Origin of the sequence: Pseudomonas sp. TH34 (genome assembly GCF_016650865.1) — a bacterium.
Lineage (GTDB): Bacteria > Pseudomonadota > Gammaproteobacteria > Pseudomonadales > Pseudomonadaceae > Aquipseudomonas > Aquipseudomonas yamanorum.
The window spans coordinates 37,496-59,219 of sequence record NZ_JAEKFB010000011.1; the positions used below are offsets into that span (position 1 = coordinate 37,496).

Annotated in this window: 22 protein-coding genes; 14 read left to right on the forward strand and 8 right to left on the reverse strand. The window is 59.2% G+C overall.

The window, feature by feature from the left end; all coding sequences use genetic code 11:
- The first annotated feature begins 2 nt into the window (after positions 1–2).
- From JFU58_RS07820 to JFU58_RS07830, 3 genes are all read left to right on the forward strand, one after another.
- Positions 3–1,163: an ABC transporter ATP-binding protein gene (locus JFU58_RS07820; RefSeq protein ID WP_017475738.1), complete on the forward strand. Its 1,161-nt coding sequence runs from the start codon at positions 3–5 to the stop codon at positions 1,161–1,163.
- Positions 1,164–1,268: 105 nt separating this feature from the next.
- The gene (locus JFU58_RS07825) at positions 1,269–2,615 is read left to right on the forward strand and encodes a carbohydrate porin (RefSeq protein WP_063027703.1); all 1,347 of its coding nucleotides are present in this window, start codon (positions 1,269–1,271) and stop codon (positions 2,613–2,615) included.
- Between the two features lie 178 nt (positions 2,616–2,793).
- Positions 2,794–3,639, forward strand: a complete 846-nt coding sequence (locus JFU58_RS07830; protein ID WP_201140183.1) for a D-hexose-6-phosphate mutarotase — start codon at positions 2,794–2,796, stop codon at positions 3,637–3,639.
- A 115-nt stretch (positions 3,640–3,754) separates the two neighbouring features.
- Here the strand turns inward: JFU58_RS07830 and JFU58_RS07835 are convergent, their stop codons facing one another.
- Positions 3,755–4,615 (reverse strand): MurR/RpiR family transcriptional regulator, encoded by an 861-nt coding sequence (locus JFU58_RS07835; protein WP_172834605.1) that lies wholly within the window; start codon positions 4,613–4,615, stop codon positions 3,755–3,757.
- 218 nt (positions 4,616–4,833) lie between these two features.
- Here JFU58_RS07835 and zwf point away from each other — a divergent pair, with 218 nt between their 5' ends.
- Genes zwf through JFU58_RS07850 form a run of 3 tightly spaced genes read left to right on the forward strand, consistent with a single transcriptional unit; the run spans position 4,834 to position 7,683 of the window.
- Positions 4,834–6,300: a glucose-6-phosphate dehydrogenase gene (gene zwf, locus JFU58_RS07840; RefSeq protein ID WP_063027707.1), complete on the forward strand. Its 1,467-nt coding sequence runs from the start codon at positions 4,834–4,836 to the stop codon at positions 6,298–6,300.
- Positions 6,287–7,000: a 6-phosphogluconolactonase gene (gene pgl / locus JFU58_RS07845; protein WP_093206863.1), complete on the forward strand. Its 714-nt coding sequence runs from the start codon at positions 6,287–6,289 to the stop codon at positions 6,998–7,000. Before zwf ends, pgl begins: the two co-directional genes overlap by 14 nt.
- Before the next feature lie 17 nt (positions 7,001–7,017).
- Complete coding sequence (locus tag JFU58_RS07850) at positions 7,018–7,683, forward strand: bifunctional 4-hydroxy-2-oxoglutarate aldolase/2-dehydro-3-deoxy-phosphogluconate aldolase (RefSeq protein WP_003213027.1); 666 nt, start codon at positions 7,018–7,020, stop codon at positions 7,681–7,683.
- 221 nt (positions 7,684–7,904) lie between these two features.
- Here the strand turns inward: JFU58_RS07850 and JFU58_RS07855 are convergent, their stop codons facing one another.
- Positions 7,905–9,080 (reverse strand): aminotransferase class V-fold PLP-dependent enzyme, encoded by a 1,176-nt coding sequence (locus tag JFU58_RS07855; protein ID WP_093206866.1) that lies wholly within the window; start codon positions 9,078–9,080, stop codon positions 7,905–7,907.
- 12 nt (positions 9,081–9,092) lie between these two features.
- Positions 9,093–9,329 carry a DUF3820 family protein gene (locus JFU58_RS07860; protein WP_003213031.1) on the reverse strand — a complete coding sequence of 79 codons (237 nt, stop codon included), beginning with the start codon at positions 9,327–9,329 and terminating at the stop codon, positions 9,093–9,095.
- 206 nt (positions 9,330–9,535) lie between these two features.
- On the opposite strand from JFU58_RS07860, the gene JFU58_RS07865 reads away from it, so the two are divergent.
- Positions 9,536–10,003 carry a ferritin-like domain-containing protein gene (locus tag JFU58_RS07865; protein WP_017475745.1) on the forward strand — a complete coding sequence of 156 codons (468 nt, stop codon included), beginning with the start codon at positions 9,536–9,538 and terminating at the stop codon, positions 10,001–10,003.
- 56 nt (positions 10,004–10,059) lie between these two features.
- Here JFU58_RS07865 and JFU58_RS07870 read toward each other — a convergent pair whose 3' ends face one another.
- Entirely contained in the window at positions 10,060–10,530 is a 471-nt protein-coding gene (locus tag JFU58_RS07870; RefSeq protein ID WP_003213034.1) for a MaoC family dehydratase, read from the reverse strand.
- Between the two features lie 58 nt (positions 10,531–10,588).
- Positions 10,589–11,533 (reverse strand): alpha/beta hydrolase, encoded by a 945-nt coding sequence (locus tag JFU58_RS07875; protein WP_201140185.1) that lies wholly within the window; start codon positions 11,531–11,533, stop codon positions 10,589–10,591.
- A 207-nt stretch (positions 11,534–11,740) separates the two neighbouring features.
- On the opposite strand from JFU58_RS07875, the gene fadD2 reads away from it, so the two are divergent.
- Positions 11,741–13,429: a long-chain-fatty-acid--CoA ligase FadD2 gene (gene fadD2, locus JFU58_RS07880; protein ID WP_177025684.1), complete on the forward strand. Its 1,689-nt coding sequence runs from the start codon at positions 11,741–11,743 to the stop codon at positions 13,427–13,429.
- Between the two features lie 378 nt (positions 13,430–13,807).
- Complete coding sequence (gene fadD1, locus JFU58_RS07885) at positions 13,808–15,499, forward strand: long-chain-fatty-acid--CoA ligase FadD1 (protein ID WP_017475748.1); 1,692 nt, start codon at positions 13,808–13,810, stop codon at positions 15,497–15,499.
- A gap of 182 nt (positions 15,500–15,681) precedes the next feature.
- On the opposite strand, the gene JFU58_RS07890 is transcribed toward fadD1, so the two are convergent.
- Complete coding sequence (locus JFU58_RS07890) at positions 15,682–16,059, reverse strand: hypothetical protein (RefSeq protein ID WP_003213043.1); 378 nt, start codon at positions 16,057–16,059, stop codon at positions 15,682–15,684.
- A gap of 199 nt (positions 16,060–16,258) precedes the next feature.
- Between JFU58_RS07890 and JFU58_RS07895 the strand changes: the two genes are divergently transcribed.
- The 3 genes from JFU58_RS07895 to def all read left to right on the forward strand — a co-directional run bounded on the left by JFU58_RS07895 (position 16,259) and on the right by def (position 18,114).
- Entirely contained in the window at positions 16,259–16,444 is a 186-nt protein-coding gene (locus tag JFU58_RS07895) for a CsbD family protein (protein ID WP_003213044.1), read from the forward strand.
- A 182-nt stretch (positions 16,445–16,626) separates the two neighbouring features.
- Positions 16,627–17,571, forward strand: a complete 945-nt coding sequence (locus tag JFU58_RS07900; protein ID WP_063027715.1) for a YihY/virulence factor BrkB family protein — start codon at positions 16,627–16,629, stop codon at positions 17,569–17,571.
- A gap of 3 nt (positions 17,572–17,574) precedes the next feature.
- The gene (def, locus tag JFU58_RS07905; protein ID WP_003213049.1) at positions 17,575–18,114 is read left to right on the forward strand and encodes a peptide deformylase; all 540 of its coding nucleotides are present in this window, start codon (positions 17,575–17,577) and stop codon (positions 18,112–18,114) included.
- 124 nt (positions 18,115–18,238) lie between these two features.
- Here the strand turns inward: def and JFU58_RS07910 are convergent, their stop codons facing one another.
- Positions 18,239–19,063 carry a class I SAM-dependent methyltransferase gene (locus JFU58_RS07910; RefSeq protein WP_201140187.1) on the reverse strand — a complete coding sequence of 275 codons (825 nt, stop codon included), beginning with the start codon at positions 19,061–19,063 and terminating at the stop codon, positions 18,239–18,241.
- Positions 19,064–19,123: 60 nt separating this feature from the next.
- Positions 19,124–19,561 carry a GNAT family N-acetyltransferase gene (locus JFU58_RS07915; RefSeq protein WP_201140189.1) on the reverse strand — a complete coding sequence of 146 codons (438 nt, stop codon included), beginning with the start codon at positions 19,559–19,561 and terminating at the stop codon, positions 19,124–19,126.
- A gap of 334 nt (positions 19,562–19,895) precedes the next feature.
- Between JFU58_RS07915 and JFU58_RS07920 the strand changes: the two genes are divergently transcribed.
- Both JFU58_RS07920 and JFU58_RS07925 read left to right on the forward strand, forming a co-directional pair.
- Entirely contained in the window at positions 19,896–20,837 is a 942-nt protein-coding gene (locus JFU58_RS07920) for a fatty acid desaturase (RefSeq protein ID WP_201140191.1), read from the forward strand.
- A gap of 9 nt (positions 20,838–20,846) precedes the next feature.
- Entirely contained in the window at positions 20,847–21,626 is a 780-nt protein-coding gene (locus JFU58_RS07925) for a phosphate/phosphite/phosphonate ABC transporter substrate-binding protein (RefSeq protein ID WP_201140192.1), read from the forward strand.
- Positions 21,627–21,724 lie beyond the last annotated feature (98 nt).

Below are 21,724 nucleotides of genomic sequence, written 5' to 3' on the forward strand. Positions count from 1 at the left end.
TCATGGCAACGCTTGAACTTCGTAACGTAAACAAGACCTACGGTACCGGCCTGCCGGACACCCTGAAGAACATCGAACTGTCGATCAAGGAGGGTGAGTTCCTGATCCTGGTCGGGCCTTCGGGTTGCGGTAAGTCGACCCTGATGAACTGCATCGCCGGCCTGGAAAACATCACCGGCGGCGCGATCATGATCGGCGACCAGGACGTCAGCGGCATGAGCCCCAAGGATCGTGACATCGCCATGGTGTTCCAGTCCTACGCGCTGTACCCGACCATGAGCGTGCGCGAGAACATCGAATTCGGCCTGAAGATTCGCAAGATGCCTCAGGCGGCGATCGACGAAGAAGTGGCGCGAGTGGCCAAGCTGCTGCAGATCGAGCACCTGCTCAATCGCAAGCCGGGCCAGCTCTCCGGCGGCCAGCAACAGCGTGTGGCCATGGGCCGTGCACTGGCGCGTCGTCCGAAGATCTACCTGTTCGACGAACCACTGTCCAACCTCGACGCCAAGCTGCGGGTCGAGATGCGTACTGAAATGAAGCTGATGCACCAGCGTCTGAAAACCACCACCGTCTACGTCACCCACGATCAGATCGAGGCGATGACCCTGGGCGACAAAGTGGCGGTGATGAAGGACGGCATCATCCAGCAGTTCGGCACGCCGAAAGAGATCTACAACGACCCGGCCAATCTGTTCGTGGCGAGCTTCATCGGTTCGCCGCCGATGAACTTCATTCCACTGCGCCTGCAACGCAAGGACGGCCGCCTGGTGGCGTTGCTGGACAGCGGCCAGGCCCGCTGTGAGTTGCCGTTGAACATGAACGATGCCGGTCTTGAAGACCGCGAAGTGATCCTGGGCCTGCGCCCGGAGCAGATCGTACTGGCCGCCGCTGAAGCCACCGGCGCGCCGACCATTCGGGCTGAAGTGCAAGTCACCGAGCCGACCGGTCCGGACACCCTGGTGTTCGTGCAAATCAATGACACCAAGGTCTGCTGCCGCCTGGCGCCCGATGTGGCGCCGCAAGTGGGCGAGACCCTGACCTTGCAGTTCGACCCGGCGAAGGTGTTGCTGTTCGACGCCAAGACCGGCGAGCGCCTGGGCACTGCCGCTTCGTTGCCGGCACAGGACCGTGCGGACAACGTCGCTCAATTCAAGGGACGCTGAAGTTTCAAATGATGTGTAGGGGCTTTTGTGAGAGTCCTGCTCTCACAAAGAAGTAAACCGCGTTAGATAAAAACAGTTAATAACAATAAAGACGAGGATGTAGGGATGAAAAAGCACCACAACAACACCCGGCTGATCTGCCAACTGTCAGCAGCAGCCGCCCTGGTACTGTCCGCCAATGCGATGGCGGACGACGCGTTCAGCGCCGATTCCAAGTGGATGACCGGCGATTGGGGCGGCGAGCGTACCAAGCTGATCGAGCAAGGTATCGACATCAAGGCGGATTACGTCGGTGAAGTCGGTGGCAACCTCAGCGGTGGCTACAACAACGACAAAACTGCCCGTTACGCTGACCAGTTCGGTCTGGGCGTGGCACTGGACCTGCAAAAGCTGTGGGGTTGGGATAACACCCAGGCCAAGATCCAGTTGACCAATCGTAATGGCGCAAACATCTCCAACGACCGTATTGGTGACCCGCGTGCCGGCACCTTGAGTTCGTCTCAAGAAGTCGACGGCCGAGGCCACATGGTGCGTCTGACCCAGTTCTGGATTCAGCACCAGATGTTCGACAACAAGCTGGACGTGAAACTCGGTTACTTCGGTGAAGGCGAAGACTTCAACACCTTCCCGTGCGACTTCCAGAACCTGTCGTTCTGTGGCTCGCAGGTCGGTAACTATGTAAACACCTGGTACAACTGGCCAGTCAGCCAGGCGGCTATCCGCGTGAAGTACAACATCACGCCTGAGCTGTATGCGCAAATCGGTGCGTACAACCAGAACCCGTCGCAACTGGAGCACGGCAACGGCTTCAAACTCAGCGGCAGCGGCACCAAGGGCACCGTATTGCCGGTTGAATTGGTCTGGTCGCCGAAGGTCAATGGCCTGCCGGGCGAATACCGTGTGGGTTACTACAAGAGCACCGCTGACGCTACCGACGTACGTGAAGACGTCAACGGTAACGATGCTGGCACCACGGGCGCAGCCTTCCGCGTTCGCAGCAGCAAAAGCGGTTACTGGGGCGTTCTGCAACAGCAACTCACCACCCACAATGGCGATGCGTCCCGCGGCTTGAACATTGCGGCCAACGTCACCTTCCACGACAAAGACACCAACCTGGTCGACAACTACCAGTCGCTGATGCTTGTGTATAAAGGTCCATTCGACGCACGTACAAAAGATGACGTGGGTATCGGTGTATCCCGTATCCATGCCAACAGTGACGTGAAGAAAAACGCTGAGTTGCTCAACGCGGCCGGCGGTTTCACGGATTACGACCAATCGGGTTACGCACCGCTGCGTAACACGGAGTACAACGTCGAACTCAACTACGGCTTCCACGTCACCAACTGGCTGACCGTGCGTCCTAACCTGCAGTACATCGCCAACCCAGGTGGTGTGAAACAAGTCGACAACGCGGTGGTAGCGGGCCTGAAAATTCAGTCTACGTTCTAACGTTGTTGCGATAAGCTCCTTCTCTCTGTGCGCATTTTGCGGGTAGCCATGGCTATCCGCTTTTTTTTGTGTGGGAGCTGGCTTGCCTGCGATGCGAGCCCCGCGGTGTATCTGGCACACCGAGGCGATGCCATCGCAGGCAAGCCAGCGCCTACAAAGATATTCAGGACCGTGGCACATGCATGAGCATCCGCTGCAACGCTTTTTCAAATCCCTGCGCGAGCGGCCGGTATTCGCGTGGGAACGCTTCCAGATGCGCGATGTGTTGGTGATTGATCACCCGCTCTGCCAAGCGGTGTTCAGTCGTCAGGGCGCGCAATTGCTGCACTTTCAGCCCACGGGCCAGAAGCCTTGGCTGTGGTGCGCTGCCAAGTGGCCGCAGGTCGGCGCCATTCGTGGCGGCGTGCCGGTGTGTTGGCCGTGGTATGGCCGCCATCCCAGCGAAAACGCCTGGCCATCCCATGGTTGGGCGCGGCTGATCGACTGGAAGCTGCTGGACAGCAGCACCGACGACGACGGCGTGCGTTTGCACTGGCAATTGCAGTTATGTGATTGGCAGGTCGATCTGCATGCGCACCTGGGGGAAACCTTGGAACTGCGTCTGGCCACCGAGCACCAGGATGAGCTGCCGTGCCAACTGAGCCATGCTTTGCATGCCTATTGGCGGATTGGCAACGTGGGTGAGGTAGCGCTGTCTGGGCTGGATGGCGCGCAAGGCTACGACCAGCTCAATCGCCAGGCGTGCCAGCAGGAAGGCGAGTTGCGGGTGGATGGCGGTTGTCAGCGAGTGTTCCAGCACGAGGGCGAATTGCACCTCAAGGACCACGCCTGGCAGCGCGAGCTGTGCATCGATACCGGTGAGAGTGCCGACACGGTGGTGTGGCACCCAGGGACCCGGCCGTTGCTGGGGGTGAGCTTCAACGAGGCTTCGGGGTTTGTGTGTGTGGAGTCGGCGATGGCTGCCGCGAGCCTTGCGCCGGGGGAGAGGGCGCATTTGAGTTTGCAGGCGAGGGCGGGGGTTTAGTGGTGTTGCTGATGGCCTCATCGCGGGCAAGCCCGGCTCCCACAGGGGAATGCATTCCAAATGTGGGAGCGGGCTTGCCCGCGATGGCGGCGGTACTGCAGGCAGAAATTCGAGCTTAGTTAAACTCATCCCCAACCGGATACCGGCTGTCGTTCAAGCTCTCTTTGATCTTGCGCAAATGAGGCTGGAAATCCACCCCGCGACGCAAGGTCATGCCCGTCGCCAGCACGTCCAGCACTGTCAACTGAATGATCCGCGAGGTCATTGGCATATAGATGTCGGTGTCTTCCGGCAACGGAATGTTCAGGCTCACCGTGCTGACCTTGGCCAGCGGCGAGTTCTCGGCGGTCACCCCCAGCACCGAGGCGCCGTTCTCCCGCGCAATACGCGCCACTTCCACCAATTCACGGGTGCGCCCGGTGTAGGAAATGATCACGAACAATTCCCCGGTGTGGGCCACCGAGGCGATCATCCGCTGCATCAGCACATCGGCATGGGCCGTGACCGACAGGTTGAAACGGAAAAACTTGTGCAGGGCATCCATGGCCACCGGCGCCGAAGCACCCAGGCCAAAGAAGTGGATCTGCCGGGCCTGGATCAGCAGGTCGACGGCCTTGCTGATCAGGTTCGGGTCCAGGGCCTGGCAGGCGCTGTCGAGGGACGCGATGGCACTGCCGAAGATCTTCTGGGTGTAGGCCTCCGGGTTATCATCGGCCTCCACTGCGCGGCTGACATACGCCGCGCCACTGGCCAGGCTTTGCGCCAGCTGCAATTTGAGTTCAGGGTAACCACTCACGCCGAACGAGCGGCAAAAGCGGTTCACCGTAGGTTCGCTGACCGAAGCGGCCTGGGCGAGGGCGGCGATAGAGAAGCGGGTCGCCTGCTGCGGGTTGAGCAGGATGACCTCAGCGACTTTACGTTCAGCCTTGTTCAGTTCATCGAGGCGTTTCTGGATCTGTTCCAGTAGATTTCGCACGCGGTCCATTCATGTTTCCTTAGGGCGACGATGCAAATAAGGGTCGTCAACCAATCGACGAGCGGCCCTTTGCGGTGGCCTATCCTACTGAGGGTAGTTGAACACCACCACTCGGAATACGTTTTTCGGGAAAATGTTGTGGTTATTACTACATTTTTCCTTGAGTGATGCCTTAAAAAAAGGTATTTGTAGCTTAACTTGATAAAAGAACAAACATCATGCCTTCGATAACCGTAGAACCCTGCACCTTTGCCCTGTTTGGCGCCTTGGGTGATCTGGCGCTGCGCAAGTTATTTCCTGCCCTCTATCAACTCGATGGCGCCGGCCTCCTGCACGAAGACACACGCATCCTGGCCCTGGCCCGTGAGGCCGGTTCCGAGCAACAGCACCTGGCCCACATCGAAAAAGAATTGCGTAGCTACGTTGGCAAAGAACTGGACGAAACCGTCGCCCAGCGCTTCCTGGCCCGCCTGACGTACCTGCACGTCGACTTCCTGAAGGCCGACGACTACGTCGCCCTGGCAGAGAACGCCGGCACTGAACAACGCCTGATTGCCTACTTCGCCACCCCGGCGGCGGTGTATGGCGCGATCTGCGAGAACCTGTCCAAGGTCGGCCTGGCGGAAAACACCCGGGTCGTCCTGGAAAAACCCATCGGCTCGGACCTGGATTCCTCGCGCAAGGTCAACGACGCCGTGGCGCAGTTTTTCCCGGAAAACCGCACCTACCGCATCGACCACTACCTGGGCAAAGAAACCGTCCAGAACCTGATCGCCCTGCGATTTGCCAACAGCCTGTTTGAAACCCAGTGGAACCAGAACTACATCTCCCACGTGGAAATCACCGTGGCCGAGCAGGTAGGCATCGAAGGTCGCTGGGGCTATTTCGACAAGGCCGGGCAACTGCGGGACATGATCCAGAACCACCTGCTGCAGCTGCTGTGCCTGATCGCCATGGACCCGCCGGCCGACCTGTCTGCCGACAGTATTCGTGACGAGAAGGTCAAGGTGCTCAAGGCCCTGGCGCCCATCAGCCCGGACGGCCTCACCACCCAGGTGGTGCGCGGCCAATACATCGCCGGCTACAGCGCCGGCAAGCCGGTGCCGGGTTACCTGGAAGAAGAGAATTCCAACACCCAGAGCGACACCGAAACCTTCGTCGCGCTGCGGGCCGATATCCGTAACTGGCGTTGGGCCGGGGTGCCGTTCTACCTGCGCACCGGCAAGCGCATGCCGCAAAAGCTGTCGCAGATCGTCATCCACTTCAAGGAACCGTCCCACTACATCTTCGCCCCCGAGCAGCGCTTGCAGATCAGCAACAAACTGATCATCCGCCTGCAACCGGACGAAGGGATTTCCTTGCGAGTGATGACCAAGGAGCAGGGCCTGGACAAGGGCATGCAACTGCGCAGCGGGCCACTGCAACTGAATTTTTCTGATACCTATCGCAGTGCGCGGATTCCCGATGCCTACGAGCGGTTGTTACTTGAAGTCATGCGTGGCAACCAGAACCTGTTTGTACGCAAAGATGAAATCGAAGCCGCGTGGAAGTGGTGTGACCAGTTGATCGCCGGGTGGAAAAAATCCGGTGATGCGCCCAAGCCGTACGCGGCGGGGTCCTGGGGGCCGATGAGCTCGATTGCACTGATCACGCGGGACGGGAGGTCTTGGTATGGCGATATCTGATTTGAAACTGCCTCAGGGCGTGACGGCCCATGAGTACCGCAACCCGGTGCTGCTGGCCGATGGCTTGGCCAATGACGTGGCCGAACAACTGCGCGCGGCCATCAGTGCCCGTGGCGCAGCGACCCTGGTGGTATCCGGTGGCCGCAGCCCGGTGGCGTTCTTCCAGAACCTCGCCAAGCAAGGCCTGGACTGGTCCAAGGTGACCATCACCCTGGCCGACGAGCGCTGGGTGCCGGTGGAACATGCCGACAGCAATGCCGGCCTGTTGAAGAAGTATTTGCTGCAAGGCCCGGCGGCCAAGGCGAAGTTCCTGAGCCTGTACAGCGTGGCCGCCACCCTTGATGACGCTGCCGAGCAGGCCGATCGCCTGTTGGCCGAGTTGCCGGCGATTGACGTGCTGGTGCTGGGCATGGGCGACGACGGCCACACTGCATCGCTGTTCCCCAACAGCCCGAACCTGGCTGAAGCGCTGAAGCCCGATGGCAGCCGTCGTTGCTGGCCTATGCTGGCACCGACCGTGCCGCACCAGCGCCTGACCATGAGTCGCGCGTTGCTGGCTACCGCCCACTACACCGTGCTGTCGATTTCCGGTAGCTCGAAATTGACCACCTTGAGCGCCGCGCTGGCCAGTGACGACGTTGCTGCCATGCCGATACGCGCGTTTTTGCAACCTACTTTAGAGATTTACTGGTGCCCATGAGCCAAGGATCAGCCGCGATGAACAGCCCTCAACCTACCGTTTCCATGGCGGACAAAGTTGCCTTGATCGACAGCCTCTGCGCCAAGGCGCGGATCCTGCCGGTGATCACCATTGCCCGTGAACAGGACATTCTGCCGCTGGCCGATGCCCTGGCTGCCGGTGGTTTGACCGCACTGGAAGTGACCCTGCGTTCGCAGTTCGGCCTCAAGGCCATCCAGGTGCTGCGTGAGCAGCGTCCGGAGCTGTGCACCGGTGCCGGTACCGTGCTGGATCGCCATATGCTGGAAGCGGCCGAAGTGGCCGGTTCGCAATTTATCGTCACCCCCGGGATTACCCGTGACCTGCTGGAAGCCTCGGTACACAGCTCGATTCCGCTGTTGCCGGGCATCAGCAATGCCTCCGGGATCATGGAAGGTTATGGCCTGGGTTATCGCCGCTTCAAACTGTTCCCGGCTGAGGTGAGCGGTGGCGTGGCGGCGATCAAGGCCTTGGGCGGCCCGTTTGGCGAAGTGAAATTCTGCCCGACTGGCGGCGTAGGCCCGGCCAACATCAAGAGCTACATGGCTTTGAAGAATGTGATGTGCGTGGGCGGTAGCTGGATGCTGGACCCAGAGTGGGTCAAGAACGGCGACTGGGCGCGCATCCAGGAAACCACCGCCGAGGCGCTGGCCCTGCTGGACTGATTGGATTTACCGAATCGTTGTTGCTGTGTTCTACGGCATTTTTGCGGCGCACTTGGTCGGTGTGCCGCTTTTTTTTGCCTGGAGGAAAACCAAGGACACGACCCCCGTAGCAGCTGTCGAGCGCCAGCGAGGCTGCGTTGGCAGCACCGTTGATATCGAGCCAGGCGCAAAACCGAGTCGCGCCTGACGCAGCCTCGCTGGCGCTCGACAGCTGCTACGGATCAGTTTTTGCAGAGTTCGGTGATGGCTTTGATCAGCACATGAATGTCCGCCGCTGAGGTCAAAAAGCCTGGTGTCACCCGAATACAACTGCCGAACGAGGCCCCGCTGCGGGTTGTGGTGAAGAGGTCGTATTCCTTGAGCAACCGATCCGCCATCACCTGCTGATCCGGCTGATCAGTGAACTTGAACGAGGTGATCGCGCAATACAGCCGTGGATCATCCGGCGTCAGCACTTCAATCCCCGGCAACTGCCGCACCTCACTTACCCACAAATCCCGCAGGTAGTTGAGTCGGGCACCCTTGGCCCTCGAACCGCCCAACAAGCGATGCTCCTCGAACACCAGCGGCAAGGTCATCAACGCCGGGAAATTCGGTGTGCTGTACGGCGTACGGGCCCGTACATCGGTGATGGGGTAGTGAAACTCACCCATGTCCGGATCAATGTCCGCCAAGCGCTGTGGGTCGATGTAGATAAAGCCCAGGGTCAATGGCGCGCCAATCCACTTGTGCAGGTTGAAACCGGCAAACGCGATACCCAACTGTGCCAGGTTGAATTCGATCTGCCCCAGCGCATGGGCGCCATCGAGGATCACATCAATTCCGTGTTCTTTGGCCGCGCTGGCAATCGCTTCCACGGGCATTACCAACCCGGTGCGGTGGGTGACGTAGGTCAGTGCCAGCAATTTGAGCCGCGGGTAGCGCACGAAGGCATCGCGGTACGTCTGCACCAGGCTGTCGAAACTGGCCGGGTGTTCGTGGGCAATCTCGATCACTTCTACGCCACGATTCTGCGCCAGCCAGCGCATGGCGCCCTTGACGGTGTCGTACTCCAGGTCGCTGATCAGCACCTGGTCGCCGGGCTGCAAGCGGTTGTAGTTACGGATCAGCGACTGCAACGCATCCGAGGCGCAACGGGTGAGGGCGATGGCTTCAGGGTCGGCGTCCATCAATTGCGCCAACTGGTTACGGATCTCGACGTTCTCGCCCTGCTCGAAACGCTGGCGCACATGGATCGAGTTGCTGCGGTTGATGAAGGCGACGTTGTCTTGATACTGCTGCAGTACCGCGCGGCTCATGCGCCCGAAGTAACCGTTTTCGAGGTTGATCGGGCCGGGCTCCAGGTCGTAGCGCTGGGCGATGGCGTGCCAGTGTTGTTCGTCGCGGGTACTGTCCATGTGCGTGCTCTATTAATGACGAGGGGCAGGCTTGCCGTGTTTGGCGCGTAGGGGCTCCAGCAATTCGGATAAGCCGTTGTGGTCGATTTCCTGCATCAGTGCCAGCAACCCGCCCAGCTCGCCGTGGGGGAAGCCTTCACGGGCAAACCAGTTCAGGTAGGGGCCGGGCAGGTCAGCGATGATCCGGCCCTTGTACTTGCCGAAGGGCATTTCGCGGGTGATCAGCAATTCAAGTTTTTCAGGATTCATTGGGACTTCAGGTGTTTGAGTCGATGCCTTGGAAAATACAGGCATTCTGCATGGAGGCCAAATGACAGATCATGCAAATAAAGCGGATACAGATTTTTGGTTAATTTATAACTTGTTGAAATATAAGGATTAAATCGTTTTTCAAAAGCTGGCACGGGCGCTGCAATTACTAAGACACGTTTCTTAACCCGCGAAGGAATTGAAAAATGACTGATATCAACAAAGAATCGATCTCCGTACTTAATGACCTGATCGAGACCAGCAAGGACGGCCAGGAAGGCTTCAAGACCTGCGCAGAAGACATCAAGCATCCAGAGCTCAAAGCTCTGTTTGCCAAGCGTTCCGCTGATTGCGCCACCGCCGCTGCCGAACTGCAGACTGCCGTTAAAGCCCTGGGTGGCGATCCGGAAAAATCCGGTAGCGTCGCCGGTGCCTTGCACCGTGGCTGGGTCGACGTGAAGTCGATGGTTACCGGTAAAGACGAAGAGGCTGTACTGAACGAAGCCGAGCGCGGTGAAGACCACGCACTGAAGGCTTACAAAGAAGCGATCGAGAAGATCAACAAGCACAACCTGCTGGGGATTCGTGACCTGGTGGAGCGCCAGTTCCACGGCGCGCAACGCAACCACGACCAGGTGAAAGCCCTGCGTAACCAGGCTCGCGCTCAATCTTGAGCCCCGCCTGAATAAAAAAAGCCCCGCAGATGCGGGGCTTTTTCATGGGCGATTATTCAGCCGATGCTGATGGCCGGCAATTCGGTCAAGGTCACGGTCTGCTGCTTGCGCGGCGCGAGGATCTCAGCCTCACCGTCCACCACCAACTCATCGCGCTGGTTGAACACGCGGGTGGCGATGCGCACGCGAAATTTCGGCAGCTTCTCCAGGATTTCCAGACGCACGGTCAGGGTGTCGCCGATTTTGACCGGCTTCTGGAAGGTCATTTGCTGGCCGATATAGATCGTGCCGGGCCCGGGCAACTCGCACGCCACCGCTGCGCTGATCAGGGCGCCGCTGAACATGCCGTGGGCAATGCGCTCCTTGAACATAGTCGCCTTGGCGAATTCGGCGTCCAGGTGCACCGGGTTGTGGTCGCCGGACATCGCTGCGAACAACTGGATATCGCGTTCTTCGACGGTCTTGCTGTAGCTGGCGGTCTGGCCGACTTCGAGGGCTTCGTAAGGCGTGTTGGTAACCTGGGTCATCAGATGCTGCATCCTGTGGCTAATCGATAATCTTAATGTATTGATTTTAAACGAAAAATCATTCGCAGCGAGTAGGGCGGCGCAGTACTGCTGCCTGGGCCAGCCACGTCAGCACATCGGCTGTGACCGCATCACGGTTGGTTTCGTTGAATAATTCGTGGCGCGCCTGCGGATAAATGCTCAGCTCCAGATTCTGGCAGCCGGCTTCGCGAAACGCGTTGGCCAGACTTTTGAGACGCTTGCCTTCACTGACCGGATCACATTCTCCACCCATTATCAGGATCGGCAGGCCCGGATCGATCTGAGCGAGATTGGACGCTTTGCTGATTTGCTGCAAGCCGCCGAGCAGGTCGATCCACAGCTGGTTGGTGCAGCGAAAGCCGCAGAGCGGGTCGTTGACGTACTTGTCGACCTCCGCGGGGTCGCGGCTGAGCCAGTCGAAAGCGGTGCGATTGGGTTTAAACGCTTTGTTAAACGATCCAAATGACAGGAAATCAATCAACGCGCTGCGCCCCCGCAAGCCCTGGCGCAGGCGTTCGACGTGGGCAATCACCTTGGCCGCGCCGTACAGCGCCACCGGCTGGAAGTTCGAGCCGCTGAGAATCGCCCCATTGAGGCTGGCGCTGTGGTGCAGCAGGTACGCCTGGGCGATGTAGCTGCCCATGCTATGCCCCAGCAGGATGATCGGCACGCCCGGCGCCTGCTGGCCGATGTGCTGATTGAGGCTCGCCAGGTCACCCACCACTTTGTTCCAGCCGTCTTTCTCGGCGAACAGCCCCAGGGTGCCCTCGTCGGCGGTACGCCCGTGGCCGCGCTGGTCGGGGGCGTACAGGCCGTAACCGGCGTCACACAACGCCTGGGCCAGGCGCCCATAGCGGCCACTGTGCTCGGCCATGCCGTGGGCCAGCATGATCAGCGCCTTGGGCGGCCCGTCGGGTAGCCATTGGTTGACGTACACCCGACTGCGGTCATTCGCGGTCAGCCAGAAAGTGGTGTGGTTCATGGCGCTTCCTTTGCTCAGGGTCGTTGCAGTGTATCGCTCAATCGCCTCGGGCCGCTGGATCAGTGCTGGCCTTGGCGGGGAGATTCACACAATCAATGACGCATCTTGTTGTATTTGCCTGATTGACCATAGCTGCTAACGTCCCCAAAGCTCCGCTTTCATTGCAATCAAAAGCGGCCGGACCACTCAGGTAAGAGGACAAGAATAATGCAACCTGATTTCTGGAATGACAAACGCGCGGCCGGGGTGCCCAGCGAGATCGACCTGAGCGCCTACAAGTCGGTGATCGAAGTCTTCGAGCGTTCCTGCAAGACCTTTGCCGATCGTCCGGCGTTCAGCAACATGGGGATCACTCTGACGTACGCCGAGCTGGACCGGCGCAGTGCCGCGTTCGCCGGTTACCTGCAAGGGCACACCGACCTCAAGCCGGGTGACCGCATTGCGGTGCAGATGCCCAACGTCCTGCATTATCCGATTGCCGTGTTCGGCGCCCTGCGTGCCGGGCTGATCGTGGTCAACACCAACCCTCTGTACACCCCGCGGGAGATGCGTCACCAGTTCAAGGACGCCGGCATTCGTGCATTGGTGTACCTCAATCTGTTCGGCTCGCGGGTTGAAGAAGTCAGCAAAGACACCGAGATCGAGTACCTGATCGAAGCGAAAATGGGCGACTTCATGCCCGCCGCCAAGGGCTGGCTGATCAACACCGTGGTCGACAAGGTCAAGAAGATGGTCCCGACCTATAATCTGCCCCAGGCCATCTCGTTCAAGCGTGCCCTGCACATGGGCGCCGGCCAGGCGCTCATCCGCCACCCGGTGACCCTGGACGACATCGCCGTGCTGCAATACACCGGCGGCACCACCGGCCTGGCCAAGGGCGCCATGCTCACCCACGGCAACCTGGTGGCCAACATGCAGCAAGTGCGGGCGTGCATGTCGCAACTGGGGGACGACGGCCATCCGCTGATCAAGGAAGGGCAGGAGGTGATGGTCGCGCCGCTGCCGCTGTACCACATCTATGCCTTCACCGCGAATTGCATGTGCATGATGGTGTCCGGCAACCACAACGTGCTGATCACCAATCCCCGGGACATTGGCGGCTTTATCAAGGAGCTGAAAAAGTGGCGCTTCACCGGGATTCTGGGGCTCAACACGCTGTTTGTGGCGTTGATGGACCATCCGGATTTCAAGACCCTGGACTTCTCCCACCTCAAGCTCACCAACTCCGGCGGTACCGCGTTGGTCAAGGCGACGGCCGAGCGCTGGCAGCAACTGACCGGCTGTGCGATTGGTGAAGGCTACGGCCTCACCGAAACCTCACCGGTGGCCAGCACCAACCCCTATGGCGGCAAATCGAAGCTGGGTACCGTAGGCATTCCGGTACCGGGCACGGCGATGAAAGTCATCGACGACAACGGCGTGGAGTTGCCGCTGGGTGAGCGGGGCGAGTTGTGCATCAAGGGCCCGCAAGTGATGAAAGGCTACTGGCAGCAACCGGTGGCGACCGCCGAGACCCTGGACGCCGAAGGCTGGCTCAAGACCGGCGATATCGCGGTGATCGACCCGGACGGCTTTGTGCGCATCGTTGATCGCAAGAAGGATTTGATCATCGTCTCGGGCTTCAACGTGTACCCCAACGAGATCGAAGACGTGGTGATGGCGCATCCAGCGGTGGCCAGCTGCGCAGTGATCGGCGTACCGGACGAGCGTACCGGCGAGGCGGTGAAGCTGTTTGTGGTGGCCCGTGCCCAAGGCGTGAGCCTTGAAGAGCTGAAGACCTACTGCAAGGCCAACTTCACTGGCTACAAGGTGCCCAAGCACATTGTGTTGCGTGAGTCGTTGCCGATGACGCCGGTGGGCAAGATCTTGCGGCGCGAGCTTCGCGACATCGCCTGATTTGGAATAGGCTCAAAAATGTGGGAGCTGGCTTGCCTGCGATGGCGGTGTATCAGTCACCAGATGTATTGGCTGACGAATCGCAATCGCAGGCAAGCCAGCTCCCACATTGTTTTTTAGCCCTGTAGAGCCCATTCCAGAGCCTTTTATCGGCTTATAGAATCTTTGCTCTAAAAATGACCATTAGATATTCTTGAGTCATGATTATGACCGTAGGGGCCTCTTTTGGCTCTAGGCGGCCTTTGGCAAAGCTGCTACTCTCGGCGCGCTTTGTGACCTCTTGGCCTGCTTTTAACCGCCAGACTCACCCAAAAACAAACAAATAATAATCGCATCAAATGCGATGAATGAATTCGCGTCGCTGAGGAGTGGGCTTCCATGATCGAAGACTTTTGGAAGGATAAGTACCCCGCCGGGATTGCTGCAGAAATCAATCCAGACGAGTATCCGAATATTCAGGCGGTACTGAAACAGTCCTGCCAACGCTTCGCCAACAAACCGGCTTTCAGCAACCTGGGCAAGACAATCACCTACGGTGAACTGTACGAACTGTCCGGCGCCTTTGCCGCCTACCTGCAACAGCATACCGACTTGCAGCCCGGTGATCGAATCGCCGTGCAACTGCCCAACGTCCTGCAATACCCGGTCGCCGTATTCGGTGCCATCCGTGCCGGCTTGATCGTGGTCAACACCAACCCGCTGTACACCGCGCGGGAAATGGAACACCAATTCAACGACTCCGGTGCCAAGGCCTTGGTTTGCCTGGCCAACATGGCGCACCTGGCTGAAAAAGTCGTGCCCAAGACTTCCGTCAAGCACGTGATCGTCACCGAAGTCGCCGACCTGTTGCCGCCGCTCAAGCGCCTGCTGATCAACAGCGTCATCAAGTACGTGAAGAAGATGGTCCCGGCTTACCACTTGCCCAAGGCCATCAAGTTCAACGACGTCCTGGCCAAGGGCCACGGCCAGCCGGTGAACGAAGTCAGCCCCGACGCCAGTGACGTGGCCGTGCTGCAATATACCGGCGGCACCACCGGCGTGGCCAAGGGCGCGATGCTGACCCACCGCAACCTCGTCGCCAACATGCTGCAGTGCAAGGCGCTGATGGGCTCCAACCTCAATGAAGGCTGCGAGATCCTGATTACCCCGCTGCCGCTGTACCACATCTATGCCTTCACCTTTCATTGCATGGCGATGATGCTGATCGGCAACCACAACATCCTGATCAGCAACCCGCGCGACCTGTCGGCGATGGTCAAGGAACTGTCGAAGTGGAAGTTCAGCGGCTTTGTCGGCCTGAACACCCTGTTTGTTGCGCTGTGCAACAACGACGCCTTCCGCAAGCTGGATTTCTCGGCGTTGAAAGTCACCCTGTCGGGTGGCATGGCCCTGCAACTGGCGGCGGCCGAGCGCTGGAAAGCGGTTACCGGCTGCTCCATCTGTGAAGGTTACGGCATGACCGAAACCAGCCCGGTGGCCACCGTGAACCCGATCCAGAACATCCAGATCGGCACCATCGGCATTCCGGTGCCGTCGACCCTGTGCAAGGTCATCACTGATGACGGCGTCGAGCTGGCGCTGGGTGAAGTGGGCGAGTTGTGCGTCAAGGGCCCGCAAGTGATGAAGGGCTACTGGCAGCGCGAAGACGCCACCGCTGAGATCCTCGACAGCGAAGGCTGGCTGAAGACCGGTGACATCGCGATCATCCAGCCCGATGGCTACATGCGCATTGTCGACCGCAAGAAGGACATGATCCTGGTCTCCGGTTTCAACGTGTACCCCAACGAGCTGGAAGACGTGCTGGCGACCCTGCCGGGCGTGCTGCAATGTGCGGCCATTGGTGTGCCGGACGAGAAGTCCGGGGAACACATCAAGATCTTCATCGTGGTCAAGCCCGGTGCCACCCTGACAAAAGACCAGGTGATGGAGCACATGCGTGCCAACGTCACCGGCTACAAGGTGCCCAAGGCCGTGGAGTTCCGCGATGCGCTGCCGACCACCAACGTGGGCAAGATCCTGCGTCGTGAACTGCGGGACGAAGAACTGAAAAAGCTGGGTTTGAAGAAGTAAATCGGCCCCAACAAAAAGCCCCGCAGATGCGGGGCTTTTTATTGGCGATGATTCCGCCACTTGGAATGCAATCCAAATGTGGGAGCTGGCTTGCCTGCGATAGCGGTGGGCCAGTCACCGCCGTGTTAGCTGACCCACCGCTATCGCAGGCGAGCCAGCTCCCACAGGTTTGAACCGTATTCCTACAGTGCGAATTGCGCGAAGCTCACACCGGCACCGGCCGGGCGTACATCCTTCAGGAACGAGTCCTTGTCGGCACTCAGCTCCAGGGTAATCTCCGGCTTACGCTTGCCAGCATTACGCACCACCAGCCCTTCCAGCTTCTCGCGCAAAAACACCGTCGGCACCTTCAGGTGCAGCAACTGGTCGCTTTCGGCGTTGTGCATCAACAAGTGAATCCACTCGTACTGGCCCACGGCAATCCGGCCCACCGGCAGGTCGAACCACCAGATGTTGCGTTTGCGGTCCAGGTCGGTGAAGTGGCAGTTGTTGACGCCGAGTACGGCACCGCCCAGTTCCTGGTTTCTGCGGGCGATGGCCTGTGCTTTATTGAGTTTCATAACCTTCCTACGGGATCTGTTATCCAGCGCTTGCGCCTGGATGTGCCCGGCATTCTCGTGGGTTGGCTGCAAAACATAAAGCCAAACCTGTACGGCGCGATGAAATGCCGCTCAAAAAATAATTGAAACTCTCTGGAAAGGCCAAGGGTCAACGATTACGTAGTGACCAAAATCCTCGATTGTTCCCAGGAGAAATACCATGAGTAGCACATCGGATAAGGCAAAAGGTTTGGCGAACGAAGCCGTCGGCAACATCAAACAAGGTGTTGGCAAAGTCACCGGCAACGACAAGTTGCGGGCTGAAGGCGTGGTTCAGGAAAAGAAAGGCGAAGTGCAAAAAGCAGTCGGCGACACCAAGGACGCGGTAAAGAAAGCGGTCAAATAGTCCTGACCTGGCTGACTGCTCTCCAGCAGCCGAACGGCCATCCACGGATGGCCGTTTTTGTGTCACCCGTAGTGATTAAACATTGGAAATTGTTTCAAGGTCGCCAAATGGGCTACCTTGATGTAGAAAACGGCCCCTGAGTCGCCCACGAACTCATATTTTTTGCGGCGAAAGGAGACGCTATGATTTTTCCGGTATTACAAGGCCTGCCCCTGCACAAAGTGCTGGTGCGCACCGTCACAGAGTTCCTCGATGACGAGATGCCTACGTACGCCTCGGCACTGGCCTACCAGATGCTGTTCTCGCTGTTTCCCTTCCTCCTGTTCCTGATTGCCCTGATCGGTTTCCTGCACCTGCCGGACTTCTTCACCTGGCTGCGCATGCAATCGGAACTGGTATTGCCGCCCCAGGCCCTGGAGCAGGTCAACCCGGTGATCGACCAGTTGCAGCAATCCAAGGGTGGACTGTTGTCGGTGGGTATCGTGATTGCGCTGTACACCGCCTCGGCGGGTGTGCGCCTGATGATGAGTGCGATGAACGCCGCCTACGACGTGGTGGAAGGCCGGCCGATCTGGAAGCGCTTCCCGTTGTCGATTTTCTACACCGTAGGTTTCGCCGGCATGCTGTTGGCCGCCGCTGCACTGATGGTGCTTGGGCCGCAGGTGATGGAATGGCTGGCGGGGCAGATCGGCATGCAGGAATTCGTGGTCACGCTGTGGACCATCCTGCGCTGGCCGCTGATCGTGATCCTGTTGATGTTTTCCGTGGCCTTGATGTACTACGTGATGCCTGACGTGAAGCAGAAGTTTCGCTTTATCACCCCAGGATCGGTGCTGGCGGTGGTGGTCTGGATCATCGCTTCCCTGGGGTTTGGCTACTACGTCAAAACCTTCGCAGACTACAACGCCATGTATGGCAGTATCGGCGCGATCATTGTGTTGCTGCTGTACTTCTACATTTCGGCCGCCGTGCTGTTGCTGGGGGCGGAGATGAACGCGGTGATCGAACACATGTCGGCGGAAGGCAAGGATCCTGGTGAAAAGGACTTTGACGAGCACGACGAAAAAAAGCATGTTTCCGGCCTCGGCCGAGACCCCTCACTCAAGCCCACTACCGACGAAGTCTGATCGATGATCCGTGAAATCCTGAAAATGGGCGATGAACGCCTGCTGCGTATTGCCCCGCCGGTTCCGCCGGAGATGTTCGACAGCCCCGAGCTGTGGCAGTTGATTGATGACATGTTCCAGACCATGGAACACGTCGGCGGCGTTGGCCTGGCCGCACCGCAGATTGGCGTGGACCTGCAACTGGTGATCTTCGGTTTCGAGAGCAGCGAACGCTACCCCGACGCGCCCGCCGTGCCCCAGACCATCCTGATCAACCCGCTGATCACGCCGCTCAGCCCGGTGCTGGAAGAGGGTTATGAAGGGTGCCTGTCGGTGCCTGGTTTGCGTGGGGCAGTGGACCGCTACCAGCAGATTCGCTACGAAGGGTTTGACCCCAAGGGCGAGCCGATTGTGCGGATCGCCGAAGGCTTTCACGCACGGGTGGTACAGCACGAGTGCGATCACCTGATCGGCCGGCTGTATCCGTCGCGGATTACCGATTTCAGCAAATTCGGGTTTATTGAAGTGATGTTCCCGGATATGGATCCGACGGCAGACGAATAACCCTCAGGCAAAACACACATCAAACTGTGGGAGCGGGCTTGCCTGCGATAGCATCACCTCGGTTTAGCTGATACACCGAGGTGCCTGCATCGCAGGCAAGCCAGCTCCCACAATCAGGTCATGTTCATTCAGATTTTGCGGGCTTCACAAACCGCAATGTCATCCGGTCCGACTCACCAATCGCCACATACTTCGCCTTGTCCTTCTCCCCCAACGTCAACGCCGGCGGCAAGGTCCAGACCCCATCCGGGTAATCCTTGGTGTCTTTCGGGTTGGCATTCACCTCACTCTGTCCCTCAAGCTTGAACCCCACATCGGTCGCCAGTTTCACCACATACGCCGTGGTCAGGTAACCGCTGTGCTTGATGTCTTCCAGTGATGCCCCATCCTTGGCCCGGTGATCCACCACCCCCAGCACGCCACCCGGCTTCAACACCTTGAAGAACGCCTCGAACATCGCCGGCGCCGTATCCGCCATCACCCAGTTATGCACGTTGCGAAAAGTCAGCACAGTGTCCGCCGAGCCTGGCGTGCCCAGCACCGGCGCCTTGGGGTCGAACTCGGCAAAGCCTGCCTTGGAATAATGCACCGGGTCTGCGGCGAATTTCTTCTTCAGGTTTTCCTCTGACGTACGCGCATAGGCACTGCTGCTGGGGGCCTGCACAGCGGCGATGTAATGGCCGTTGTCCTTGAGCAATGGCGCCAGCACTTCACTGTACCAGCCGCCACCCGGGGTGATTTCGATCAGGGTCTGGTTAGCCCGCAAGCCAAAGAATTCCAGGGTCTGTTGCGGGTGACGATAAACATCGCGCGCGCTGTTGGCCGGCAGGCGCCAACTGCCGGCGAGCACGCTTGCGTACTGCTCGGCGGAAACCGGCGCTTCGGCTGCCTGGCTCAAGGCCGGGGCGAGGAGGGCTGCAAGGGAGAAGGCTGCAAGGGTCGCTTTCATGATCATCCTGTAATGGGCCGCTGGTGCCGTCGAGGCTAGCATGGGGCCCACAACGGCTGATCAAACTTTATTGAAGGTCGACCTCACCAACGGTTCTAAGCCCATCGCAATCATTGGCTTGTTACGTTTGTAACGCACCAGGCGCTCGGACAGAGACTGCGGCAGCAACGTGTCCTGGGTAAAACCCAGGCGTTGGTAAAAGCCTTCCAGGTCCGGATGGCACAGCAGCCATACCGTGCCTTCAACACCGGCCACCGAGGCTCGAACCAATTGCGCCGCCAGCCCCTGGCCACGCATCGCCGGGTCGACAAACAGCCCGGTCAACCATTGCCCGCCCACCACCGGCGTCAGGCACAGGCCCGCGATAATCTCGCTGCCTTTGGCCACCCACAACTGGCCGCCCTTGAGGGCCTTCATCGGTGAGTTATGGCTGCGGTAGAACTTGTTCAGCAGCGGCCACAGAGGCTCTGCCAGTCGGTCGATGTGCAACTCGGGCATGGTTTTCAAACACGCGAATTCAGGGGGCGAAGATTATAAGTCGGGCAAAGCGCCTTCTGTTGGGCAATCGGTGTTATACCCAGTGTTACATCCCCTGTAAGTGGAGCACGCATCATGGCCAAAGGTCTGAATTCCAAGAAAGCTGACAAGAAGAAACCGGCAAAGACCGCCGATGAAAAACGCGCCGAGAAAAAGGCCAAGAAAACCGACAGCAATCTGTTCGGTCATTAAGTTCTAAGCTAAGCACCAAACGATCTGCAAGATTTCCCCGCCTCATTGCACAGAGCAGGATGAAGCCGACTTTTTCGTCGGCCACGCCTGCCCTGAGCTGCCGATGTCCAACTATCTTGATGAAACCCACAGCCTCGAAATCGAAGCCCTGGCCCAGACCATTACCGCTCGCACCGAGTGGCCGACCTGGCTGCTGTTGATCGGTGTGTATGCCGGTTGGTTTACGGTGATGCTCGGCAGCCATTGGCTTGGCCTGTGGCTGAGTACCGCGCTGTTGATTCCGCTTGTGACGCTGTGGATGTCCCTGCAACACGAACTCCTGCACGGCCATCCCACCCGTTTCAATGCCCTGAACAAAGTCCTCGGCTACGCGCCGTTTGCCGTCTGGTACCCCTACACCCTGTACCGCAACTGCCACCTGGTGCACCACAACGACGAAGACTTGACGGTGCCGGGTGTCGATCCGGAAAGCCGCTACCTGAATCAATTGCAGTGGTCAGCGAGTTCACCCTTTGAGCGCACCCTGCATTGGCTGACCAAGACCGTCCTCGGGCGCTTCCTGCTGGGTTCGCCGCTGGCGCTGTGGAAACTGGCGCGCAACGAATTCAGGCGTCTGCGCCAAGGCCAGCGCCAAGCCTGGTTGATGTGGCTGAGCCATGGCACCGTGACCGTGCTGATGCTGACCTTCATTGCCCACTACAGCGTGTTGCCGGTGTGGCACTACGTGGTGCTGGTCAGCGTGCCGGCCTTGTCGGTGGCGGCGATCCGTTCCTACTATGAACACCGCCCGCACCCACAACCGGAACAGCGCACGGTGCTCAATGAAGCGGCCTGGCTGTGGACCTGGCTGTTCCTCAACAACAACCTGCACCTGGTGCATCACGATTTGCCGAAGTTGCCGTGGTACTTGCTGCCCACCGTCTATCGTGCGCGCCGGGAACAATGGGTGGCGCGCAGCGGCGGGTTCCTGGTGCAGGGTTACGGCCAGTTGATCGGCCGTCACGGGCTCAAGGCCATCGACAGCCCACGGCATCCCTTTGCTTGAGAGACGATCATGAGTGACCGCTACGCCGAACTGCTGATGTACGTGGCGCCACAAGAAGTGCAACAGGCCAATGAGCGCTGGCTTTCGCGCATCCTTGAACGCCTGGGCCTGACCCGCCGCAATGCCGAACATCTCGACCTGCGCAGCCTGTGGCGCGCCCCCGAATTGCTGCTGACGCAAACCTGCGGCTACCCGCTGATGACCGAGTTGCGCGGGCAAGTCCAGGTGATTGGCCGCCCGCGCTACGAACTGCCCCACAGCAGCGGCGGCCAGCATTGCAGCCTGCTGCTGACCCGCGACGACAATCCACGCACCGCCTTGGCCGACTTCCATAACAGCCGCGGCGTGATCAACGGCCATGACTCCAACAGCGGCATGAACCTGCTGCGTGAACGCCTGGCGCCGCTGCAGCAGGGCGGTCGGTTCTTTGCCGAAGTCGGCATCAGCGGCGCTCATCGCGAAAGCCTGCGCTGGCTGCGTGAAAACCGCGCCGACCTTGCCGCCATCGACAGCGTGACCTTCGACTACCTCGCGCGTTTTGCGCCGCAGGAAGTGGCCGGGCTGCGGATCGTCACCCGCAGTGCGCCCAGCCCGACGTTGCCGTACATCACCGCGCCGGGCTCAAGTGAACACCTGCGGGAGGCCATGAACCTGGCCTTGCAGGACCTGCCCGACGTGGTGCAAACCCTCGGCGTACACGCAGTGCTGCCCGCCAGCGAAGCGGATTACCAGATGCTGCTGGATTACCAGCAACAGGCCGAAGCCCTGGGTTATCCACTCCTCCAATGATCGTTCCCACGCTCCGCGTGGGAACGATAGGTTATATAAAAATGCCTTTTAAATATTATTAAAGAATAAGCAGCCTTGCTAGGATCGCTCCACCGGAA

Excerpts from the sequence above, each read along its gene's own strand:
- JFU58_RS07900 (WP_063027715.1), top strand. The coding sequence starts at position 16,627 with ATGATTTTTCCGGTATTACAAGGCCTGCCCCTGCACAAAGTGCTGGTG.
- JFU58_RS07830 (WP_201140183.1), top strand. The coding sequence starts at position 2,794 with ATGCATGAGCATCCGCTGCAACGCTTTTTCAAATCCCTGCGCGAGCGG.
- zwf (WP_063027707.1), top strand. The coding sequence starts at position 4,834 with ATGCCTTCGATAACCGTAGAACCCTGCACCTTTGCCCTGTTTGGCGCC.
- JFU58_RS07870 (WP_003213034.1), bottom strand. The coding sequence starts at position 10,530 with ATGACCCAGGTTACCAACACGCCTTACGAAGCCCTCGAAGTCGGCCAG.
- JFU58_RS07925 (WP_201140192.1), top strand. The coding sequence starts at position 20,847 with ATGAGTGACCGCTACGCCGAACTGCTGATGTACGTGGCGCCACAAGAA.
- def (WP_003213049.1), top strand. The coding sequence starts at position 17,575 with ATGATCCGTGAAATCCTGAAAATGGGCGATGAACGCCTGCTGCGTATT.
- JFU58_RS07920 (WP_201140191.1), top strand. The coding sequence starts at position 19,896 with ATGTCCAACTATCTTGATGAAACCCACAGCCTCGAAATCGAAGCCCTG.
- JFU58_RS07910 (WP_201140187.1), bottom strand. The coding sequence starts at position 19,063 with ATGAAAGCGACCCTTGCAGCCTTCTCCCTTGCAGCCCTCCTCGCCCCG.
- JFU58_RS07895 (WP_003213044.1), top strand. The coding sequence starts at position 16,259 with ATGAGTAGCACATCGGATAAGGCAAAAGGTTTGGCGAACGAAGCCGTC.
- JFU58_RS07860 (WP_003213031.1), bottom strand. The coding sequence starts at position 9,329 with ATGAATCCTGAAAAACTTGAATTGCTGATCACCCGCGAAATGCCCTTC.
- JFU58_RS07820 (WP_017475738.1), top strand. The coding sequence starts at position 3 with ATGGCAACGCTTGAACTTCGTAACGTAAACAAGACCTACGGTACCGGC.
- JFU58_RS07865 (WP_017475745.1), top strand. The coding sequence starts at position 9,536 with ATGACTGATATCAACAAAGAATCGATCTCCGTACTTAATGACCTGATC.
- JFU58_RS07850 (WP_003213027.1), top strand. The coding sequence starts at position 7,018 with ATGAACAGCCCTCAACCTACCGTTTCCATGGCGGACAAAGTTGCCTTG.
- JFU58_RS07915 (WP_201140189.1), bottom strand. The coding sequence starts at position 19,561 with ATGCCCGAGTTGCACATCGACCGACTGGCAGAGCCTCTGTGGCCGCTG.
- JFU58_RS07855 (WP_093206866.1), bottom strand. The coding sequence starts at position 9,080 with ATGGACAGTACCCGCGACGAACAACACTGGCACGCCATCGCCCAGCGC.
- fadD1 (WP_017475748.1), top strand. The coding sequence starts at position 13,808 with ATGATCGAAGACTTTTGGAAGGATAAGTACCCCGCCGGGATTGCTGCA.
- fadD2 (WP_177025684.1), top strand. The coding sequence starts at position 11,741 with ATGCAACCTGATTTCTGGAATGACAAACGCGCGGCCGGGGTGCCCAGC.
- JFU58_RS07890 (WP_003213043.1), bottom strand. The coding sequence starts at position 16,059 with ATGAAACTCAATAAAGCACAGGCCATCGCCCGCAGAAACCAGGAACTG.
- JFU58_RS07875 (WP_201140185.1), bottom strand. The coding sequence starts at position 11,533 with ATGAACCACACCACTTTCTGGCTGACCGCGAATGACCGCAGTCGGGTG.
- JFU58_RS07825 (WP_063027703.1), top strand. The coding sequence starts at position 1,269 with ATGAAAAAGCACCACAACAACACCCGGCTGATCTGCCAACTGTCAGCA.
- pgl (WP_093206863.1), top strand. The coding sequence starts at position 6,287 with ATGGCGATATCTGATTTGAAACTGCCTCAGGGCGTGACGGCCCATGAG.